The organism is Nonomuraea sp. NPDC049695 (assembly GCF_040674955.1).
GTDB lineage: Bacteria > Actinomycetota > Actinomycetes > Streptosporangiales > Streptosporangiaceae > Nonomuraea > Nonomuraea helvata.
In genome coordinates, this window is record NZ_JBFANV010000008.1 from 177,780 (window position 1) to 193,905 (window position 16,126).

The window sequence follows — 16,126 nt, forward strand, 5'->3', positions numbered from 1 at the left end:
GGCCCCGCGACCCCTCCATCCCCAGAACCCGATTCGGCCCCTCCCCACCCACACCCCGCCAGGCATCCTCGTTCCCACATTGCCCGATCCACTCCGCTCCACCCGCTCAGAAGGGAACCGCAGGATGCCCGGAGGCCCGCCCACACTCGGATTCAGCCTGGTCATCTACGCCACGGTCGGCCTGGTGACCCTGGTCGCGCTCAAGCTGGGGAGGCGCAGGTGAGCCAGAAGACTCTCACGGTCATCATTCCCGCGCACAACGAGGAGGCCGGGCTCCCCGCCACGCTCCGCTCCATCCAGGCCCAGACGACCCCGCCCGAGAAGATCATCGTGGTGGACGACGGCTCCACCGACCGCACCGGCGAGGTGGCCGCGGCCCACGGCGTCACGGTCCTGCGTCCACCCCGCAACCTCGGCAGCAAGGCCAAGGCCCAGAACCACGCGCTCCCCCACTGCGACACGGACCTGGTCCTGGCCGTCGACGCCGACACGGTGCTGGCCCCCGACTACATCGAGCGCGTCAAGCCCGTCTTCGACGACCCCGCCGTGGGCGTGGCCGCCGGCAACGTGCAGACCCGTTTCGCCCGCACCCCATGGGAGCGTGGCAGATCGACCGAATACCTCTTCGGCTTCCACTGGCACCGCCCGATCCAGCAGCTCGCCAACAGTCCCATGGTCTGCTCGGGCTGCTGCTCGGTGTTCCGGCGCACGACCCTGACCGCGTTCGGCGGCTTCCCCGAACGCACGATGGTCGAAGACATGGACTTCACCTGGAGCCAGCAGCTCGAAGGCCGCAAGGCGGTCTACGTATCCGACGCCATGGCCTGGGCCGCCGACCCCGAAACCCTCACCTATCTCCGCAAACAGGTGTGGCGCTGGATGGCGGGCTTCATGCAGAACGTCCGTCTCCACCTCCCCCGCCTGCTCATCCGCAAGCCCATGCTGGCGACGTGGGTCATCGTGGCCCTCCTGGAGATCCTCCTGGCCCCGCTGTGGTGGACCACCCCGCTGATCCTCACGCTGGGCATGCGGGAGCCGGTGACCGGCACGATGGCATGGTGGGCGGGCGGCGAGCTCCTCCTGACCGTCCCGGCGCTCCTGTACGCGGCCAGACGCCGCCGCCTCCCCGTCCACCAGGTGCTCTTCAACCTCCCGTTCGTCTACCTGAACAAGGCGGTCAACCTGTACTACGCCTGGAAGGCCCTGGTGGTCGAGCTCATCATGGTCCCGCTGCACCTGTCACGCGGCCTCCTCGTGTACGAAAAGGGCCGCTAGCCACTCGCCGACGTTCCATCCTCCGCATCACGGTCAAGGGTGCCCAGGGCCGCCGCTCCGACGTGGTGCACGATCAACGGCACGACGATCTGGTCGACGATCTCGGCGAGTGCGTCCTCGGACAGGGGGCCCTGGCTGAGGAGCGTCTCCGCGGCCACGAGCGTGAAGGGCAGCGTGGCGGCCCGGGCCGGGAGCCGGGCCTGGTCGAGCTCGCCACGCAGCACGGCGCGTTCGAGCAGGGCGCGCATCTCCCCCATGCCGGCCTGACTGACGCGTTCGTGCAGATAGTCAGTGAGATCGCTGTCGTCTGCCCGTCCGTCGCCGATCGCCTGGATGATCGGGGCCAGCTCGATCATGCGCGTGCTGACAGCGCGCAGCTGGGCCAGCAGGCGCAGGGAGCCGGTGTCGGGCACGGGCGGCTGCACGGGGGTGCTGCCTGGTGGCGGAGCGCCGCATCGGAGGTACGCGCTTCGGCGCTGGCCGCGATCCCCGATCGCGTCAACGCCTTCCTCTCCCGTGTCGCGGCATCCATACGCCCCCGCTTCGGCGGCCGGATCAGCTATGCCTTGATCCCCGTCGAGCACGTCGACTGGACGCCCTTCGACATCGTCGACGCGTACCGCAACCGGCACAACTTCGCCACTTTCCGGGAGGACCTGCGCCAGTACTTCACCCACGGCAAGCCCGTCGCCGTCGCCGAAGCGGGCTGCTGCACCTTCCGCAGCGCCGGCGACTGGGGCACGGGCGGCTGGACCGTCATCGAGGAGGGCGGCACCGTCAAGCCCGGCACCGTGCGCGACGAGGGCGAGCAGGTTCGCTACATGGACGATCTGATGGCCGTCTTCGAGGAGGTGGGCATGGACACCGTCTTCTGGTTCAGCTTCGCGGGGTTCGAGCTCCCGCACCGCCCCGACCCCCGCTACGACCTCGACCTCGGCTCGTACGGCATCGTCAAGATGCTCGACGGCTCCCCGGGCCGCGCCTGTCCCGGCATGCCCTGAGAGCCGAAGGATGCCTTCTACGCTCTCGCCCGCCACTACGAAGATCGTTGAAAGGCCGTCGCCTCGAACGCGGAACGGCGGCGCCCGAAGGACACCGCCGCCAGCCACGAGAGCCATGTGTGGGGTGGAGCTATGGGGATTCGAACCCCAGACCTCCTCCATGCCATGGAGGCGCGCTACCAACTGCGCTATAGCCCCTGGTCACCGCTCCGAGTCCACCCGTTGCGGCGCTCCGAGAGCATATAGCCATCCGCGCCGATTCGCATAATCGCGCCGCGCGCCCCGGCCGAGAGCGAGCACGGCGGCCGACCGTACGGCCCCCGAGCCGTATGAACTCGCCTATGCCTCGGGCGTCCGACCGGTCCGACGCCTCAGCGTCAAACCAGACCTATGGCCTCGGTGCCCAGGCCGGCCCCACACCCTCGGTGCCCAGGCCGGCCCCACACCCTCGGTGCCCAGGCCGGCCCCACACCCTCAGCGTCCAGCCGACCCCACACTCTCGGCGTAGGGCCGGTCATATGCCTCGGGCTCCGGCCGGTGCTATACCTCGGCGTCCGGGCGGTCGTCGCTGTGGATGGGCTCCGGCAGGGTCCCGGCGTTGTGCTCGAGCAGCCGCCACCCCTTGCGGCCCTCCTGCAGCACGGACCAGGAGCAGTTGCCCAGACCGCCCAGCGCCGGCCACAGTGAATCGGGCAGCCCGAGCAGCTCGCAGATCCCGAGCCGGAGCGCGGCCCCGTGGGAGGCCACGACCAGCAGCCCGTCGTCGTCGAGCTTGGCCGCCCAGCGCCGCATGGCGCCGGCCACTCTGGTGGCCACGTCGGTGACGGGCTCTCCGTCCGGTGCCTCCCAGGCCGCGTACTCCTCGGGCCAGCGCGCGGCGATCTCGTCGCGCGTCAGCCCCTCCCATTGACCACCGCCACGCTCGCGGAGGTCCTTGTCCACCGCCACGTCGAGCCCCACGACGCGTGCGAGCGCCAGCGCGGTGTCGTTGGCGCGTTGCAGGTCGGAGGAGACGATCAGGGTGGGCCGGAGCGAGGCGAGCAGGGAGGCGGCCCTGGCGGCCTGCGCCACGCCGGTCTCGTCGAGGGGGATGTCGGAATGCCCCTGGAATCGCTGCTCGACATTCCACAGGGTCTGCCCGTGCCGCAGACAGACGATCCGCTTACTCATGCGGCGTCCTCACGGGCGATCTGGGAACCGAGATGAGAGATACCAGTGCGGTCACGCGCGCGCCCGCTGGAGGTTGGCCTGCAAGACGCTCTCCGGCAGCGAGATGGCCGGGCAGTCCTTCCACAGGCGCTCGAGCGCGTAGAACGTACGGTCTTCCTCGTGCTGGACGTGCACGACGATGTCGATGTAGTCGAGCAGCACCCAGCGGCCCTCGCGCTCGCCCTCCCGGCGCACGGGCTTGGCGTCCGCCTCGGCACGCAGCCGCTCCTCGATCTCGTCGACGATGGCTCGGACCTGGCGGTCGTTGGTGGCGGAGCAGAGCAGGAAGGCGTCGGTGATGACGAGCTGTTCGCTCACGTCGTAGGCGAGGATGTCATCGGCCAGCTTGTCGGCCGCGGCCTCCGCGGCGATGCGCACGAGCTGGGCGGCTCTGTCAGATGCGGTCACGATGCGGGTCTGTCCTCCTGTGTCGGCAGCATGCCCTTATGTTGAGGGTACCCTTCCGGGCCGAAACCCCTCACCTACGGCACGAGTCCTTCACCCCTCGCCGTGATACAACCCCCGCTTGTTGATGTACTGGACGATGCCGTCGGGTACCAGATACCAGATCGGCTCCCCCTTGGCCACGCGTTGCCGGCACTCGGACGACGAGATGGCCAGTGCGGGAATTTCCAGCAACGTCACCCGTCCCGCGGGCAGCCCGGGATCGTGCAGCGTGTGCCCCGGCCGCGTACAGCCGACGAAGTGCGCCAGCTCGAAGAGCTCGTCCGCGTTCTGCCAGCCCAGGATGGCGCCGAGGGCGTCGGCGCCGGTGATGAAGAACAGGTCAACCTGCGGACCGTAAATTTCCGAAATATCGCGCAAAGTGTCGATAGTGAAGGTCGGCCCGGGCCGATCCACGTCCACGCGGCTCACCGAGAAACGCGGATTGGACGCGGTCGCGATGACCGTCATCAGGTAGCGGTCCTCCGGCGCCGACACCTCGCGCTCCGACTTCTGGTACGGCCGGCCGGTCGGTACGAAGACGACTTCGTCCAGGTCGAAGTGGTGGGCCACCTCGCTGGCAGCCACGAGGTGGCCGTGGTGGATGGGATCGAACGTCCCACCCATCACTCCAACTCGCCGCTTCCCCTGCACACCAGGCGCATTCATCATGAAACGGACCTTACGTGGACGTCGTACCACAACATGATGGCACCCCCCTTGGTGATGGCCGCGCATCGCTTCCGTCGCGGACGTAGCATGCCGGGCATGACGACCACCCCGGACCGCAACCGCGTCCAACTGCCCGGCATCTCGTCCCGAGCCTACGAACACCCCGCAGACCGGTCCGCCCTGGTCGCTCTGCGTAAGTTGAGTGGGTTCGACACGGTTCTCAAGCAGATGTCCGGCCTCATCAGCGAGCGCCGGCTGCGCCTGATGTACCTGGCGTCGGCCGTGCGCGTGAGCGAGACCCAGTTCCGCTCCATCTACGACATGGGCCGCGACGCCGCCTACACCCTCGACCTGCACCGGATCCCGGAGATCTACATCCAGCAGGATCCGGCGGTCCAGGCCAAGGCGATCGGCTTCGACGACCCGTTCATCGTCGTCACCACCGGTCTGCTCAACCTCATGAACGAGGAGGAGCAGCGCTTCGTCATCGGCCACGAGACCTCGCACATCCTGTCGGGGCACGCGGTCTACCGGACGATGCTCGACATCCTGACCCGCCTCGCCACCCGCGTCGCCTGGATCCCGCTCGGCTACATCGGCCTGCGGGCGATCGTCGCGGGCCTGGAGGAGTGGTACCGCAAGTCCGAGCTCTCGTCCGACCGCGGCGGCCTGCTCACCGGGCAGAACCCCGAGGCGGCCAAGCGCGCGCTGATGAAGCTGGCCGGCGGCGACTACACCCACGAGATGAACATCGAGGCGTTCCTGGAGCAGTACCAGGAATACGACACCGCGGGCGACCTTCGCGACGGCTTCCTCAAGGTGCTCAACCTGCTCGGCACCACCCACCCGTTCGCGGTGGTACGCGTGGCCGAGCTGGACAAGTGGCAGCGCAGCGGCGAGTACGACCGCATCCTGGGCGGGGACTACCCTCGCAGGGAGGACGACTCCAACGCACGAGTGACCGAGGAGATCAAGGCGGCGGCCGAGTCCTACCGCGCGTCCTGGTCGCAGTCGCAGGACCCGTTCATCGGCGTTCTGCGCGACGTGGCCGAGGGCGCCGTCAACGCGGGCGAGCGCATCTTCAACCGCTTCTCGCGCCGCGACGGCGGCCAGGGCTGACCGGCCGCACCGCCGTACGCGGCCGATCAGCTTGATCGGCCGCGAAAACCCGCCGCGATCGGCGACGAGCGGCGGGCCGCAACCAGGACCCGCCATAGAGGCAGGCCGAACACCTCAAAGAGCCGACGGGTCAGAGCAAGAGGGCGATGGCGCGCACGGCGGCCGCGCACAGGGCGACGAACCCGCCCAGCACGGCCAGTGCGCGCAGTCCTTCCCTACGCAGGTCAGGCAGCCGATGCCCGATCCGCTCGATCTCGCGCCCGGCGAAACCGCCGCACAGCATCCCGAACACCACGCCCGCCACCGTCACGGGCGCGGGCTGCTGCCACCAGTCGGAGTCGATCACTCCTCCGCCGGTCACCCAGAGCGCGCCACCCGCGGCCAGCGCGACGGGCACGCCCGGCCACACCGCGGCGGTCGAGCCCGCTCCCACCAGGGCGAACGGGAAGAGCAGCACGCGCAGCGCCACCCGCGTACGCCGCGAGCTGCGCTTCCTGACCATCCAGTGGCTCATCCAGAGTGTCCGGGTCAGCACCACGAACACCGTGGTGATGGCGATGGAGGCGATCGGCCAGATCACCGAGGCCACCACGCACGGCACGGCCAGCACGGCGAGCAGCAGCAGCGCGCCGTTGCCCGCGGGCAGCGTGGTGGCCGACTCGGCCCTGAGCCCGGTCTTGCCGCGCACCTGCGGCCTGCTCCTGACGGCCGCCGCCGTGCGCTGGCGGGCCGCGGGCAGCTTGGACCGCGTGACAGCGGCCTTCCCGTCCGCGCTCGCCCGGCCGCGCGGCGGCGGCACCTCGGCCCGGCTCCGGACCGCCGCGCCCTTCCCATCGGTCCCGGTACGGCTCCGAGCCGCGGCCCCGTCCGCCCCGGTACGGTTCCGCGCCCCGGCGGTCTTGCCGTCCGTACCAGGCGTGCGAGCCGCTGAGCCCTTCCCGTCGACGTTCGGCCGGGAACGCGGCGCGGGCACCTTGCTGTCCGTGTTCGCCCGGCTGCGCGCGGACTTGTTCTCCTCAGTAGTGGCACGGCCCGTCTTACCCTCTTCGGGGACGGGCTCGGGGTCGCCCCCACTCGTGGCCCCGTTGGTGGCTCTGGCCAGCCGCGACAGCCGATCGGCCAGCAGCGCCGCCGTGGGGCGCTTGCAGGGCTCCCGGTTGAGCGCGGCGCGCACGAGCGGCAGCAGTTCGACGGGCACGCCCTTGAGGTCGGCCTGCCCGTTCAGCACCGCGTACATCTGCGCCTCGGCCGTCCCCCGCCCGAACGTCGGCCGCCCCGTCGCCGCGAACGCCACCGTCGCCGCCCAGGCGTGCACGTCGGCAGGCGAGTCGACCTGCTCGTCGGCGAAGATCTCCGGCGCGGTGTAGCCGGGCGTGCCGAGGAACGTCCCCGTCATGGTGAGCCGGGTCGCGTCGAGCACCTGCGCGATGCCGAAGTCGATGAGCACCGGCCCCTGCGCGCCCATGATGATGTTGCCGGGCTTGAGGTCGCGGTGCACGACCCCGGCCGCGTGGATGATCGCGAGCGCCGCGGCGATGCCCTGCGCCATGTCCACGAGCTCGGACACGTCGAGGCGGCCGCTCTGGCGTACGCGGTCGAGCAGCGTGACGCCCTCGATGTGCTCCATGACCAGGTAGGGGCGGGCGCCGTTGAGGTCGGCGTCGAGCACCTTGGCCACGTACGGGCTCTCGACCCTGCGCAGCGCGCGGACCTCCCGCTCCAGCCTGATGCGGGAGGTCTGGTCTTCGGCCAGGTCGTGCAGGACCTTGAGCGCGACGCGTTCGCCGCGGCGGTTGTGGGCGAGGTAGACCTCACCCATGCCACCTCGGCCGAGCCGCTCGACCAGGGTGTACGGCCCGACCTTGCCGAGCTTAGTCACCGTCCCTCCCGCCCGGCGCGCTCATAAGGGACACAACCCTAGCGCTGGGACGCGATTCGACGCTTGAGGCACGCCGAAGGATTATCGGCGAGTGTGGTCGGAGAGCATGCTGTCGAGCCGGGCCGTGGGCTCCTCCGACAGCTGCCTGCGCCCCTTCCTGCGCCAGTTGACGTGACCCCGGCGCTCCAGCCAGAGCAGCAGCCGGTCGGCGCCGAACAGCACGGCGGCCGAGAAGACGAGGGCGACGACAATCTCCATGCCTCTCAGTCAACCCGCGCTCCCCGGCGCCGGTCAGGCCGACACGCCGGCTAACCGGCCACCACCGTGCCCTCTGAGGTGCGCAAATGCCCCTCACCGGTATAGACCCACTTGGTGGAGGTGAGCTCGGGGAGCCCCATCGGGCCGCGCGCGTGCAGCTTCTGCGTGGAGATGCCGATCTCGGCCCCGAACCCGAACTCCCCGCCGTCGGTGAACCTGGTCGAGGCGTTGACCGCCACGGCCGCCGAGTCGACGAGCGCGACGAACCTGCGCGCCGCCCGCTGCGACCGGGTGACGATCGCCTCGGTGTGGGCGGAGCCGTACTTCCTGATGTGGGCCACCGCCTCCTCCAGCGAGCCGACGACGGCGGCGGCGATGTCGAGCGAGAGGTATTCGGCGTAGAAGTCGTCCTCGGTGACGGGCACGACGCCGGATCCGTAGCCGGCGACACGCTCGTCGCCGTGCACGGTCACGCCCGCCTCCGCGAGCGCCGACAGGGCCCGCGGCAGGAACGCGTCGGCGATGTCCTCGTGCACGAGGAACGTCTCGGCCGCGTTGCACACCGACGGGCGCTGCGCCTTGGCGTTGAGCAGGATCTGCACGGCGAGGTCGACGTCGGCCTCGGCGTCGACGTAGACGTGGCAGTTTCCGACGCCGGTCTCGATGACCGGCACCGTCGACTCCTCGACCACCGAGTTGATCAGCGACGCGCCGCCGCGCGGGATCAGGACGTCCACCAGGCCGCGCGCCCGCATGAGCTCCTTGACGGAGTCGCGGGTCTGCCCCGGCACGAGCTGTACGGCTCCGGCGGGCACCTCGGTGGCTTCCAGGGCGTCCTGCATGACCTTCACCAGGGCCGTGTTGGAGGAGTAGGCGCTGGAGGAGCCCCTGAGCAGCACCGCGTTGCCGCTCTTGAGGCAGAGCGCGGCGGCGTCGACGGTCACGTTGGGCCGGCCCTCGTAGATGATGCCGATGACGCCGAGCGGCACCCTGAGCTGGCGCAGCTCGAGCCCGTTGGGCAGGGTGGTGCCGCGTACGACCTCGCCGATCGGGTCGGGCAGGTCGGCCACCTGGCGCACGGCCTCGGCGATCTTCCCGACCCTGGCCTCGTCCAAGCGCAGCCGGTCGATCATCGCCTCGGACGTGCCCTGCGCCCTGGCCTGCTCGACGTCCTTGGCGTTGGCCTCGACGATCTCCGCCGCGTGCGCGACCAGGGCGTCGGCCACAGCACGCAGCGCCTCGTCCTTGGGCGCCCGCGGCAGCGGGGCCAGCTCGGCGGCGGCCTCTCGTGCCGCGTGGGCGACCTTCAAGAACTCTGTGCTCATTGCTCCGCTCCGCTCTTCCCTCGTCACTCCGGTCGCTCAGTCCAGAGGGGTGAGACCCTCACGCTCATGGACTCTTCCCTGGAGCGCTAGCTGTGAGTTTCCAGTATGACGATGTCGTCACGGTGGATCAGCTCGCGTTCATACTCCGGACCGAGCGTGCTCGCCAGCTCCCTGGTGGAGCGGCCGAGCAGGCCGGGGATCTCGGTGGCGTCGAAGTTGACCAGGCCGCGGGCCACCACGAGCCCCTGAGGGCCGCACAGGTCCACCGGATCGCCCGCCGCGAACTCACCCTCCACCGACGTCACCCCGGCCGGCAGCAGCGACTTGCGCCGCGTCACGATGGCCTCCACCGCGCCCTGGTCGAGGTGGAGGCGCCCGCGTCCGGTGGTGGCGTGCGCGAGCCACAGCAACCGCGTGCCGGGGTGCCGGCCGCCGGGGTGGAAGTAGGTGCCGACATCGGCTCCGCCGAGCGCCTGGGCCGCATGGGCGGCCGCGGTGAGCACCACGGGGACCCCGGCCCCCGTGGCGATCCTGGCGGCCTGGACCTTGGTCACCATGCCACCGGTGCCGACCGCCGCGCCGTTCTTCCCCAGCTCGACGCCGACCAGGTCTTCGGGCCCGCGGATCTCCGCCAGGCGCCGGGTGCCGCTGCGGCTCGGCGGGCCGTCGTAGAGCGCGTCCACGTCCGACAGCAGCACGAGCGCGTCCGCGTGGATCAGGTGGGACACCAGGGCCGCCAGCCGGTCGTTGTCGCCGAAGCGGATCTCGTCGGTGGCCACGGTGTCGTTCTCGTTGACGATGGGCACGATGCCCAGCTCGAGCAGCCGGTTGAGCGTGCGCTGGGCGTTGGCGTGGTGGACGCGCCGCATCATGTCGTCGGCGGTCAGCAGCACCTGCCCCACGCGCAGGGAGTAGCGGGCGAAGGAGGAGGTGTAGCGGGCGACGAGCACGCCCTGCCCGACGGACGCGGCCGCCTGCTGGGTGGCCAGGTCGCGCGGTCGCGCGGTCAGCCCGAGCGGGCCGAGGCCCGCCGCGATCGCCCCGGAGGAGACCAGGACGATCTGCGTCCCGGTACGGCGCCGCGCCGCCAGCACGTCCACGAGGGCGTCGACACGGTCGACGTCGATCATGCCCTGGGGGGTGGTGAGCGAGGAGGAGCCGACCTTGACAACGACCTTCGACGCTGAGCTGATCTGTTCCCGCACGTCTCGCAGCCTATCCGAGGCCGAAGAGCCCCTCGGCCGCCCGGGCGCCGCCGCAGCGGCCCGCCGCAGCGGCCCGGCCAAGCGGCCCAGCCCAGGCCCGGCCAAGCGGCCCGGCGCAGAGCCGCCGCGGCCCGGCGCACAGGCCACGGCCGACGCCACGCCCCCATCATCGCCGCGACGGCGTTCCGCCGGGTAGGCACGGCACAACGCCTCTCAGCAGCCCGCAGAGGGCCTCAGCCGAGGCGGTTGTCGGACCCTCTCGGACCCTGGCGCACGGACTCGGCGTGGAGCGTGGGCTGCCAGTCGAAGACGTAGCCGCCCTCCATGGGCCCGATGACCACCTCGGCGCCCGCGGTGGCCCCGGCCTTGGCCAGCTCCGCCTCCACACCGAGCCGTTCGAGCCGGTCGGCGAGGTAGCCCACGGCCTCGTCGTTGGTGAAGTCGGTCTGCCTGATCCACCGCTCCGGCTTCTCGCCGGTGATCTGGAACAGGGTCTCGTTGACCCGCCGCACCCGGAACCCGGCGTCGCCGAGCTGCTTGGGCCTGATGACCAGCCGGGTGGGCTCCTCGACGGGCTTGTTGGCCCGGGCCGCCGCGACCCACTCGCCCATCGCGTACGTGAACTCCCGCAGCCCTTGGTGCGTGGCGGCCGAGATCGTGAACACCCGCATCCCCCGGGCCTCGAACTCCGGCGTGACCAGCTCGGCCAGCTCCTGAGCGTCGGGCACGTCCGCCTTGTTCAGCACGACCAGCCGCGGCCGGTCCTCGAGCTTCCCGTACGCCCGCAGCTCGGCCTCGATCACCTCGTAGTCGGTGATCGGATCCCGTCCCGGCTCCATCGTGGCGCAGTCGATGACGTGCACGAGCATGTCGCACCGCTCGACGTGCCGCAGGAACTCGTGCCCGAGACCCTTGCCCTGCGAGGCCCCTGGAATCAGGCCGGGCACGTCGGCGACGGTGAACACGGTCTCCCCGGCGGTCACCACCCCCAGGTTGGGGATCAGAGTGGTGAACGGGTAATCCGCGATCTTGGGCTTGGCCGCGCTCAACGCGGCGATCAGCGAGGACTTACCGGCGCTCGGGAACCCGACCAGCGCCACGTCCGCCACGCTCTTGAGCTCCAGCATGACGTCCAGCGCGTCCCCGGGCTCACCCAGCAGCGCGAACCCGGGCGCCTTGCGCTTGGTCGTGGCCAGGGCGGCGTTGCCGAGCCCGCCGTGGCCACCCTCGGCGATCACGTACCGAGTGCCGACGCCGACGAGATCGACCAGCACCTCACCCGTGGAGGCGTCCTTCACCACGGTGCCGTTGGGCACGGGCAGGATCACATCTCCCCCGTTGGCCCCGTCCCTGTTCGAGCCCTGCCCCTGCTTGCCGTTCTCGGCCTTGCGATGCGGCCGGCGGTGGTACTCGAGCAGCGTCGCCGTGTTGGGGTCGACCTCGAGAATGACGTCACCGCCCCGGCCGCCGTTCCCGCCGTCGGGGCCGCCGAGCGGCTTGAACTTCTCCCGGTGGATGGAGGCGCACCCGTTCCCTCCGTCACCGGCACCGATATGAAGGACCACCTGGTCCACAAAGTCCGGCATCCCGCACTCCTCCATCCCCCTCGCGGGGGCCTCTCATCCCAACATCGGACACGCGGCGCAAAACAACGGTGCCCGGCCAACAGCAAAAGGGGCGGATCGACAGCGCGATCCACCCCTAATGCAACAGAACCAGGGTCGACGGAGAGGAGAGAACCTACTCCGCGACGGGAACGATGCTCACGGCCCGGCGGCCGCGCTTGACACCGAACTGCACGTGCCCGGCCGCCAGCGCGAACAGCGTGTCGTCGCCGCCACGCCCCACGTTGTCGCCAGGGTGGAAGTGGGTGCCCCGCTGACGGACGATGATCTCGCCCGCGTTGACCAGCTGGCCACCGAAGCGCTTGACGCCCAGGCGCTGGGCGTTGGAGTCACGGCCGTTCCGGGTGGACGACGCGCCCTTCTTGTGTGCCATCTCTCAAACTCCCGATCAGGCCTGGTCGATACCGGTGATCTTCACCTGGGTGTACCGCTGGCGGTGACCCTGGCGCTTCTTGTAACCGGTCTTGTTCTTGTACTTGAGAATGCGGATCTTCGGGCCCTTGGTCTCGCCGAGAATCTCGGCGCTGACCGTGAACTTACCCGCCTCGGTGGTCACGTCGCCGTCGTTGACGACGAGCACCGTCGGCAGCGAAACCGAAGAGCCGACCTCGCCGGCGACCTTGTCCACCTCGAGGACGTCACCGACGGAGACCTTCTGCTGCCTGCCGCCGCAACGAACGATCGCGTACACCGCGGAACCCTTCTACTGACTCACTGTTGTCTCGTACATCGGCCGCCTCACGGAGAGGCGGCCGCCGAATGCTGCGCCTGTCATTCGGCCTGTCTCAAACCGACGAACCGAGTAAGCGCGCCAACAGGGCACGTCACCTGACGCACCGATTGTCTAGGGTACCGGATCAGCGGTCCCTAGGCGAACCGGACGGAACGTCGGAAGCCTGCCGAGGGCTACTCGGCCGACTTGGCTCGGCGTGAGCGTCGCCGCCCTCTGCCGGAAGTCTGGCTGGCCTGGTCGTCCTCTGCCGGGACGTCTTCAAGCGCACCGGTCACGGTATCACGGCCGGAGGTGTCCTTGGCCGCGGATACCTTGTCGGAGACCGCCTTCTCGACGGCCATCTTCCCCTGCGTGCCGCGCGGCTCCGGCTTGGTCTCGACCGGCTCCGTGGAGACGAGCAGGCCACGGCCGTTGCAGCACTCGCACGGCGTCGAGAAGGCCTCCAGCAGCCCCTGTCCGACCCGCTTACGCGTCATCTGGACCAGGCCCAGCGAGGTCACCTCGGCCACCTGGTGCTTGGTCCTGTCGCGGGCCAGGCACTCCAGCAGCCGCCGCAGCACGAGGTCGCGGTTGGACTCCAGCACCATGTCGATGAAGTCGATGACGATGATGCCGCCGATGTCACGCAGCCTGAGCTGACGCACGATCTCCTCGGCCGCCTCCAGGTTGTTCCTGGTGACGGTCTCCTCGAGGTTGCCGCCCTGACCGGTGAACTTGCCGGTGTTGACGTCGACGACGGTCATGGCCTCCGTACGGTCGATCACCAGCGAGCCACCGCTGGGCAGCCAGACCTTGCGATCCATTGCCTTGCCGAGCTGCTCGTCGATCCGGTACGACTCGAACACGTCGCCCTGGCCGCCGTCCCACTTCGACAGGCGCTCGGCCAGGTGCGGCGCGACGTACTTGACGTACTCGTCCACCGTGTCCCAGGCGTCGTCGCCCTGCACGACCAGCGAGGTGAAGTCCTCGTTGAAGACGTCACGAACGACCCTGATCGTCAGGTCGGGCTCGGCGGACAGCAGCTCGGGCGGGCTCGCCGACTTGGCCTTCTTCTGGATGTTCTCCCACTGGGCGGACAGCCGGGCCACGTCACGGGCCAGCTCGTCCTCGGAGGCGCCCTCGGCGGCGGTACGCACGATCACGCCGGCGTTCTCCGGCATGACCTTCTTCAGGATGCTCTTGAGCCGCGTGCGCTCCTTGTCGGGAAGCTTGCGGCTGATGCCGGTCATCGACCCGTCGGGGACGTACACCAGGTAACGCCCCGGCAGGCTGATCTGCGACGTGAGCCGGGCGCCCTTGTGGCCGATCGGGTCCTTCGTGACCTGCACGAGCACCGACTGGCCCGACTTCAGCGCCGACTCGATGCGCTTGGGCTGGCCCTCCATCCCGGCGGTGTCGAAGTTCACCTCGCCGGCGTACAGGACGGCGTTCCTGCCCTTGCCGATGTCCACGAACGCCGCCTCCATCGAGGGCAGCACGTTCTGGACCTTGCCGAGGTAGACGTTGCCGACGTAGGACTGGCTGGCCTCACGGTTGACGTAGTGCTCGACGAGCACGCCGTCCTCGAGGACCGCGATCTGCGTACGGTCGCCCTGGCGGCGCACCACCATCATCCGGTCGACAGACTCGCGGCGGGCCAGGAACTCCGACTCCGTGATGATCGGCGGGCGCCTGCGCCCGAGCTCGCGCCCTTCGCGGCGGCGCTGCTTCTTGGCCTCCAGCCGGGTGGACCCGCGCACGCTCTGCACGCCGTCGGTGGCGGTGTCGAGCGTGGCCGTACGGCCGGCGCGCGGCGCGCGGATGCGGACCACCGTGTTCGGCGGGTCGTCGCTGGCCGGCTCGGTGTCCGTGTCCGAACCCCGGCGGCGACGGCGACGACGGCGGCGTGAGGAGGAGCCCTCATCCTCGTCCTGGGCGGCGCCCTCCTCGGCCGACTCCTCCTCGGAGTCCTCTTCCTGCTCGTCGCCCTCGTCGCCCTCGTCGCGCTCACGCGACTTGCCGCGGCCCCGGCCACCGCGCCTGCGCCTGCGGCGCCGGCCCGTGCCTTCCTCCTCCTGCTCGTCGGAGACGTCGGCGTCGGCCTCGTCCTCGGTCGCCGACTCGTCGACTATCTCCTCGATCTCCTCGGGCTCGGGAGCGGGCTGCGGCTCGGGCCGCCGGGTGACGGCGGGCTTGGCCTGGCTGGGATCGGGCGCCTGGAACAGCGGCGCGAAGATGGCCGCCGGCCGCTGGAACATGGTGCCGGGCTCGTCCTGCCTGCGGGCGGTCATCCCGAACGGGTCGGCGAGCAGGCTCGGGCGCACGAGATCCTCGTCGAGGTCCTCGCCCGCGGGCTCGTCGTCGAGCGGCTCGTCCTCGGGCAGGACCTCCAGGATGTCCTCATCCTCGTCACCGGCGCGCGCGGCCTCGGGCGCGGCCTCACCGGCGCGGACCTCTGCGCCGTCCTGCGCGGCGGCGCCCTTGCCGGTCACCGCTCGGGCGGCACGCTTGCGGGCGTCCGGCGCTCCGGCGGCATCCTCGCCGACGGTCACAGCGCCCTGGCCGGCTCCGCCCGTCGCTCCAACGGCGCTCTCACCGACACCGGCCGCCGCCTCCGCGGCGTCGGACTCGTCGGCCGCCGCCGCGGGCGTCACGGCTTCTTCCGGCTCCGTCTTCTTGCGGGTCCTGCGGCGCTTCACCGGCTCGGCGGGCTCAGCGGGCGTCTCCGCCTCGGGGAGCGCTTCCGCGACCTCCGGCTCGGCCTTCTTCGTCGTGGTACGGCGCCGCGTCGTCGTGGCGGTGGACCGGGTCCGCGTGGCCCTCTTGGGCTTCTCGGCGACCGCGTCAGCGGCCGCCTCCGCCACGGCCGCCTCGACCGGGCTCTCGGGCGCGGCAGGCACCCCGGCATCCACCGCACCGGCAGCTGCCGTACCAGGGGCCTCCGCCACGCCGGCGGAAGCCGTACCGGCGGGAACCGCACCAGCGGGAACCGCACCGGCTTCGTCAGCGGCCGCCGCGGCGGCCAGGATCTCGGGTGCGGGCTCTCCGGCCGCACGCTGCGCGGCGTTCGTCTGCACCGCCTGCACATTCGCCACGGACGGCGCGGCCTGCGCGGCGACAACGGTGACCGGAACGGAGGCCGGCTCCTCAGGCAGCTCCGGCGGGGGACCCGCGGGGCGGCTGGCGGAGCGGCGACGTGGGGTCACCTCGGGCTGTTCAATTGTCTCCCCGTCAGGGCCAATGGCCCCGGCGTTGGGCTCGTTCTCGAGCATGCGGGCGCTCTCCCGTCAGCTCCCGGGCGCGTCGCCGCGCCGCGCAGGAGCCCTCGTGTCTCGTTGTCCGCCGGCGCCCCCGATGAGGAGGCGCCGACGCCAAGTCCTGTCAGCGGTCGTGCCCCGCTCG

15 protein-coding genes and 1 tRNA gene are annotated in these 16,126 nt (G+C 70.7%); 3 read left to right on the forward strand and 13 right to left on the reverse strand.

The features are described from left to right. The first annotated feature begins 219 nt into the window (after positions 1–219). Positions 220–1,275, forward strand: coding sequence for a glycosyltransferase (locus AB0J64_RS10520; protein WP_364023789.1), 1,056 nt, complete (start codon positions 220–222; stop codon positions 1,273–1,275). Here AB0J64_RS10520 and AB0J64_RS10525 read toward each other — a convergent pair. Then, complete coding sequence (locus AB0J64_RS10525) at positions 1,272–1,700, reverse strand: TetR-like C-terminal domain-containing protein (protein ID WP_364023792.1); 429 nt, start codon at positions 1,698–1,700, stop codon at positions 1,272–1,274. The genes AB0J64_RS10520 and AB0J64_RS10525 overlap by 4 nt on opposite strands. 141 nt (positions 1,701–1,841) lie before the next feature. Here AB0J64_RS10525 and AB0J64_RS10530 point away from each other — a divergent pair, with 141 nt between their 5' ends. Further along, complete coding sequence (locus AB0J64_RS10530; protein ID WP_364023794.1) at positions 1,842–2,276, forward strand: hypothetical protein; 435 nt, start codon at positions 1,842–1,844, stop codon at positions 2,274–2,276. 125 nt (positions 2,277–2,401) lie between these two features. Here the strand turns inward: AB0J64_RS10530 and AB0J64_RS10535 are convergent. From AB0J64_RS10535 to nadD, 4 genes are all read right to left on the reverse strand, one after another. Further along, positions 2,402–2,474 (reverse strand) — tRNA-Ala (locus AB0J64_RS10535). A gap of 342 nt (positions 2,475–2,816) precedes the next feature. Beyond that, a complete protein-coding gene (locus tag AB0J64_RS10540) occupies positions 2,817–3,446 on the reverse strand; it encodes a histidine phosphatase family protein (RefSeq protein WP_364023797.1) in 630 nt (209 codons plus the stop codon). A 51-nt stretch (positions 3,447–3,497) separates the two neighbouring features. Beyond that, positions 3,498–3,893 (reverse strand): ribosome silencing factor, encoded by a 396-nt coding sequence (gene rsfS, locus AB0J64_RS10545; RefSeq protein WP_357620270.1) that lies wholly within the window; start codon positions 3,891–3,893, stop codon positions 3,498–3,500. Between the two features lie 90 nt (positions 3,894–3,983). Further along, positions 3,984–4,601, reverse strand: coding sequence for a nicotinate-nucleotide adenylyltransferase (gene nadD / locus AB0J64_RS10550; protein WP_344989558.1), 618 nt, complete (start codon positions 4,599–4,601; stop codon positions 3,984–3,986). Between the two features lie 96 nt (positions 4,602–4,697). Here nadD and AB0J64_RS10555 point away from each other — a divergent pair, with 96 nt between their 5' ends. Beyond that, on the forward strand, positions 4,698–5,720 hold the full coding sequence (locus AB0J64_RS10555) for a M48 family metallopeptidase (RefSeq protein ID WP_364023802.1): 1,023 nt from the start codon (positions 4,698–4,700) through the stop codon (positions 5,718–5,720). A 130-nt stretch (positions 5,721–5,850) separates the two neighbouring features. Here AB0J64_RS10555 and AB0J64_RS10560 read toward each other — a convergent pair whose 3' ends face one another. The 8 genes from AB0J64_RS10560 to AB0J64_RS10595 form a co-directional block, all read right to left on the reverse strand. Continuing rightward, a complete protein-coding gene (locus tag AB0J64_RS10560; protein WP_364023804.1) occupies positions 5,851–7,599 on the reverse strand; it encodes a protein kinase in 1,749 nt (582 codons plus the stop codon). An 81-nt stretch (positions 7,600–7,680) separates the two neighbouring features. Beyond that, positions 7,681–7,857, reverse strand: a complete 177-nt coding sequence (locus tag AB0J64_RS10565; protein WP_364023807.1) for a hypothetical protein — start codon at positions 7,855–7,857, stop codon at positions 7,681–7,683. 50 nt (positions 7,858–7,907) lie between these two features. Beyond that, positions 7,908–9,182, reverse strand: coding sequence for a glutamate-5-semialdehyde dehydrogenase (locus tag AB0J64_RS10570; RefSeq protein WP_364023810.1), 1,275 nt, complete (start codon positions 9,180–9,182; stop codon positions 7,908–7,910). Positions 9,183–9,268: 86 nt separating this feature from the next. After that, the gene (gene proB, locus AB0J64_RS10575; protein WP_364023859.1) at positions 9,269–10,396 is read right to left on the reverse strand and encodes a glutamate 5-kinase; all 1,128 of its coding nucleotides are present in this window, start codon (positions 10,394–10,396) and stop codon (positions 9,269–9,271) included. Between the two features lie 224 nt (positions 10,397–10,620). After that, positions 10,621–11,973 carry a GTPase ObgE gene (obgE, locus tag AB0J64_RS10580; protein ID WP_364023813.1) on the reverse strand — a complete coding sequence of 451 codons (1,353 nt, stop codon included), beginning with the start codon at positions 11,971–11,973 and terminating at the stop codon, positions 10,621–10,623. A gap of 154 nt (positions 11,974–12,127) precedes the next feature. Next, positions 12,128–12,385, reverse strand: coding sequence for a 50S ribosomal protein L27 (gene rpmA, locus AB0J64_RS10585; RefSeq protein WP_012893687.1), 258 nt, complete (start codon positions 12,383–12,385; stop codon positions 12,128–12,130). A 15-nt stretch (positions 12,386–12,400) separates the two neighbouring features. Next, positions 12,401–12,703, reverse strand: coding sequence for a 50S ribosomal protein L21 (rplU, locus tag AB0J64_RS10590; RefSeq protein ID WP_049575732.1), 303 nt, complete (start codon positions 12,701–12,703; stop codon positions 12,401–12,403). A gap of 215 nt (positions 12,704–12,918) precedes the next feature. After that, positions 12,919–15,996, reverse strand: coding sequence for an Rne/Rng family ribonuclease (locus AB0J64_RS10595; RefSeq protein ID WP_364023817.1), 3,078 nt, complete (start codon positions 15,994–15,996; stop codon positions 12,919–12,921). Between the last annotated feature and the right edge of the window lie 130 nt (positions 15,997–16,126).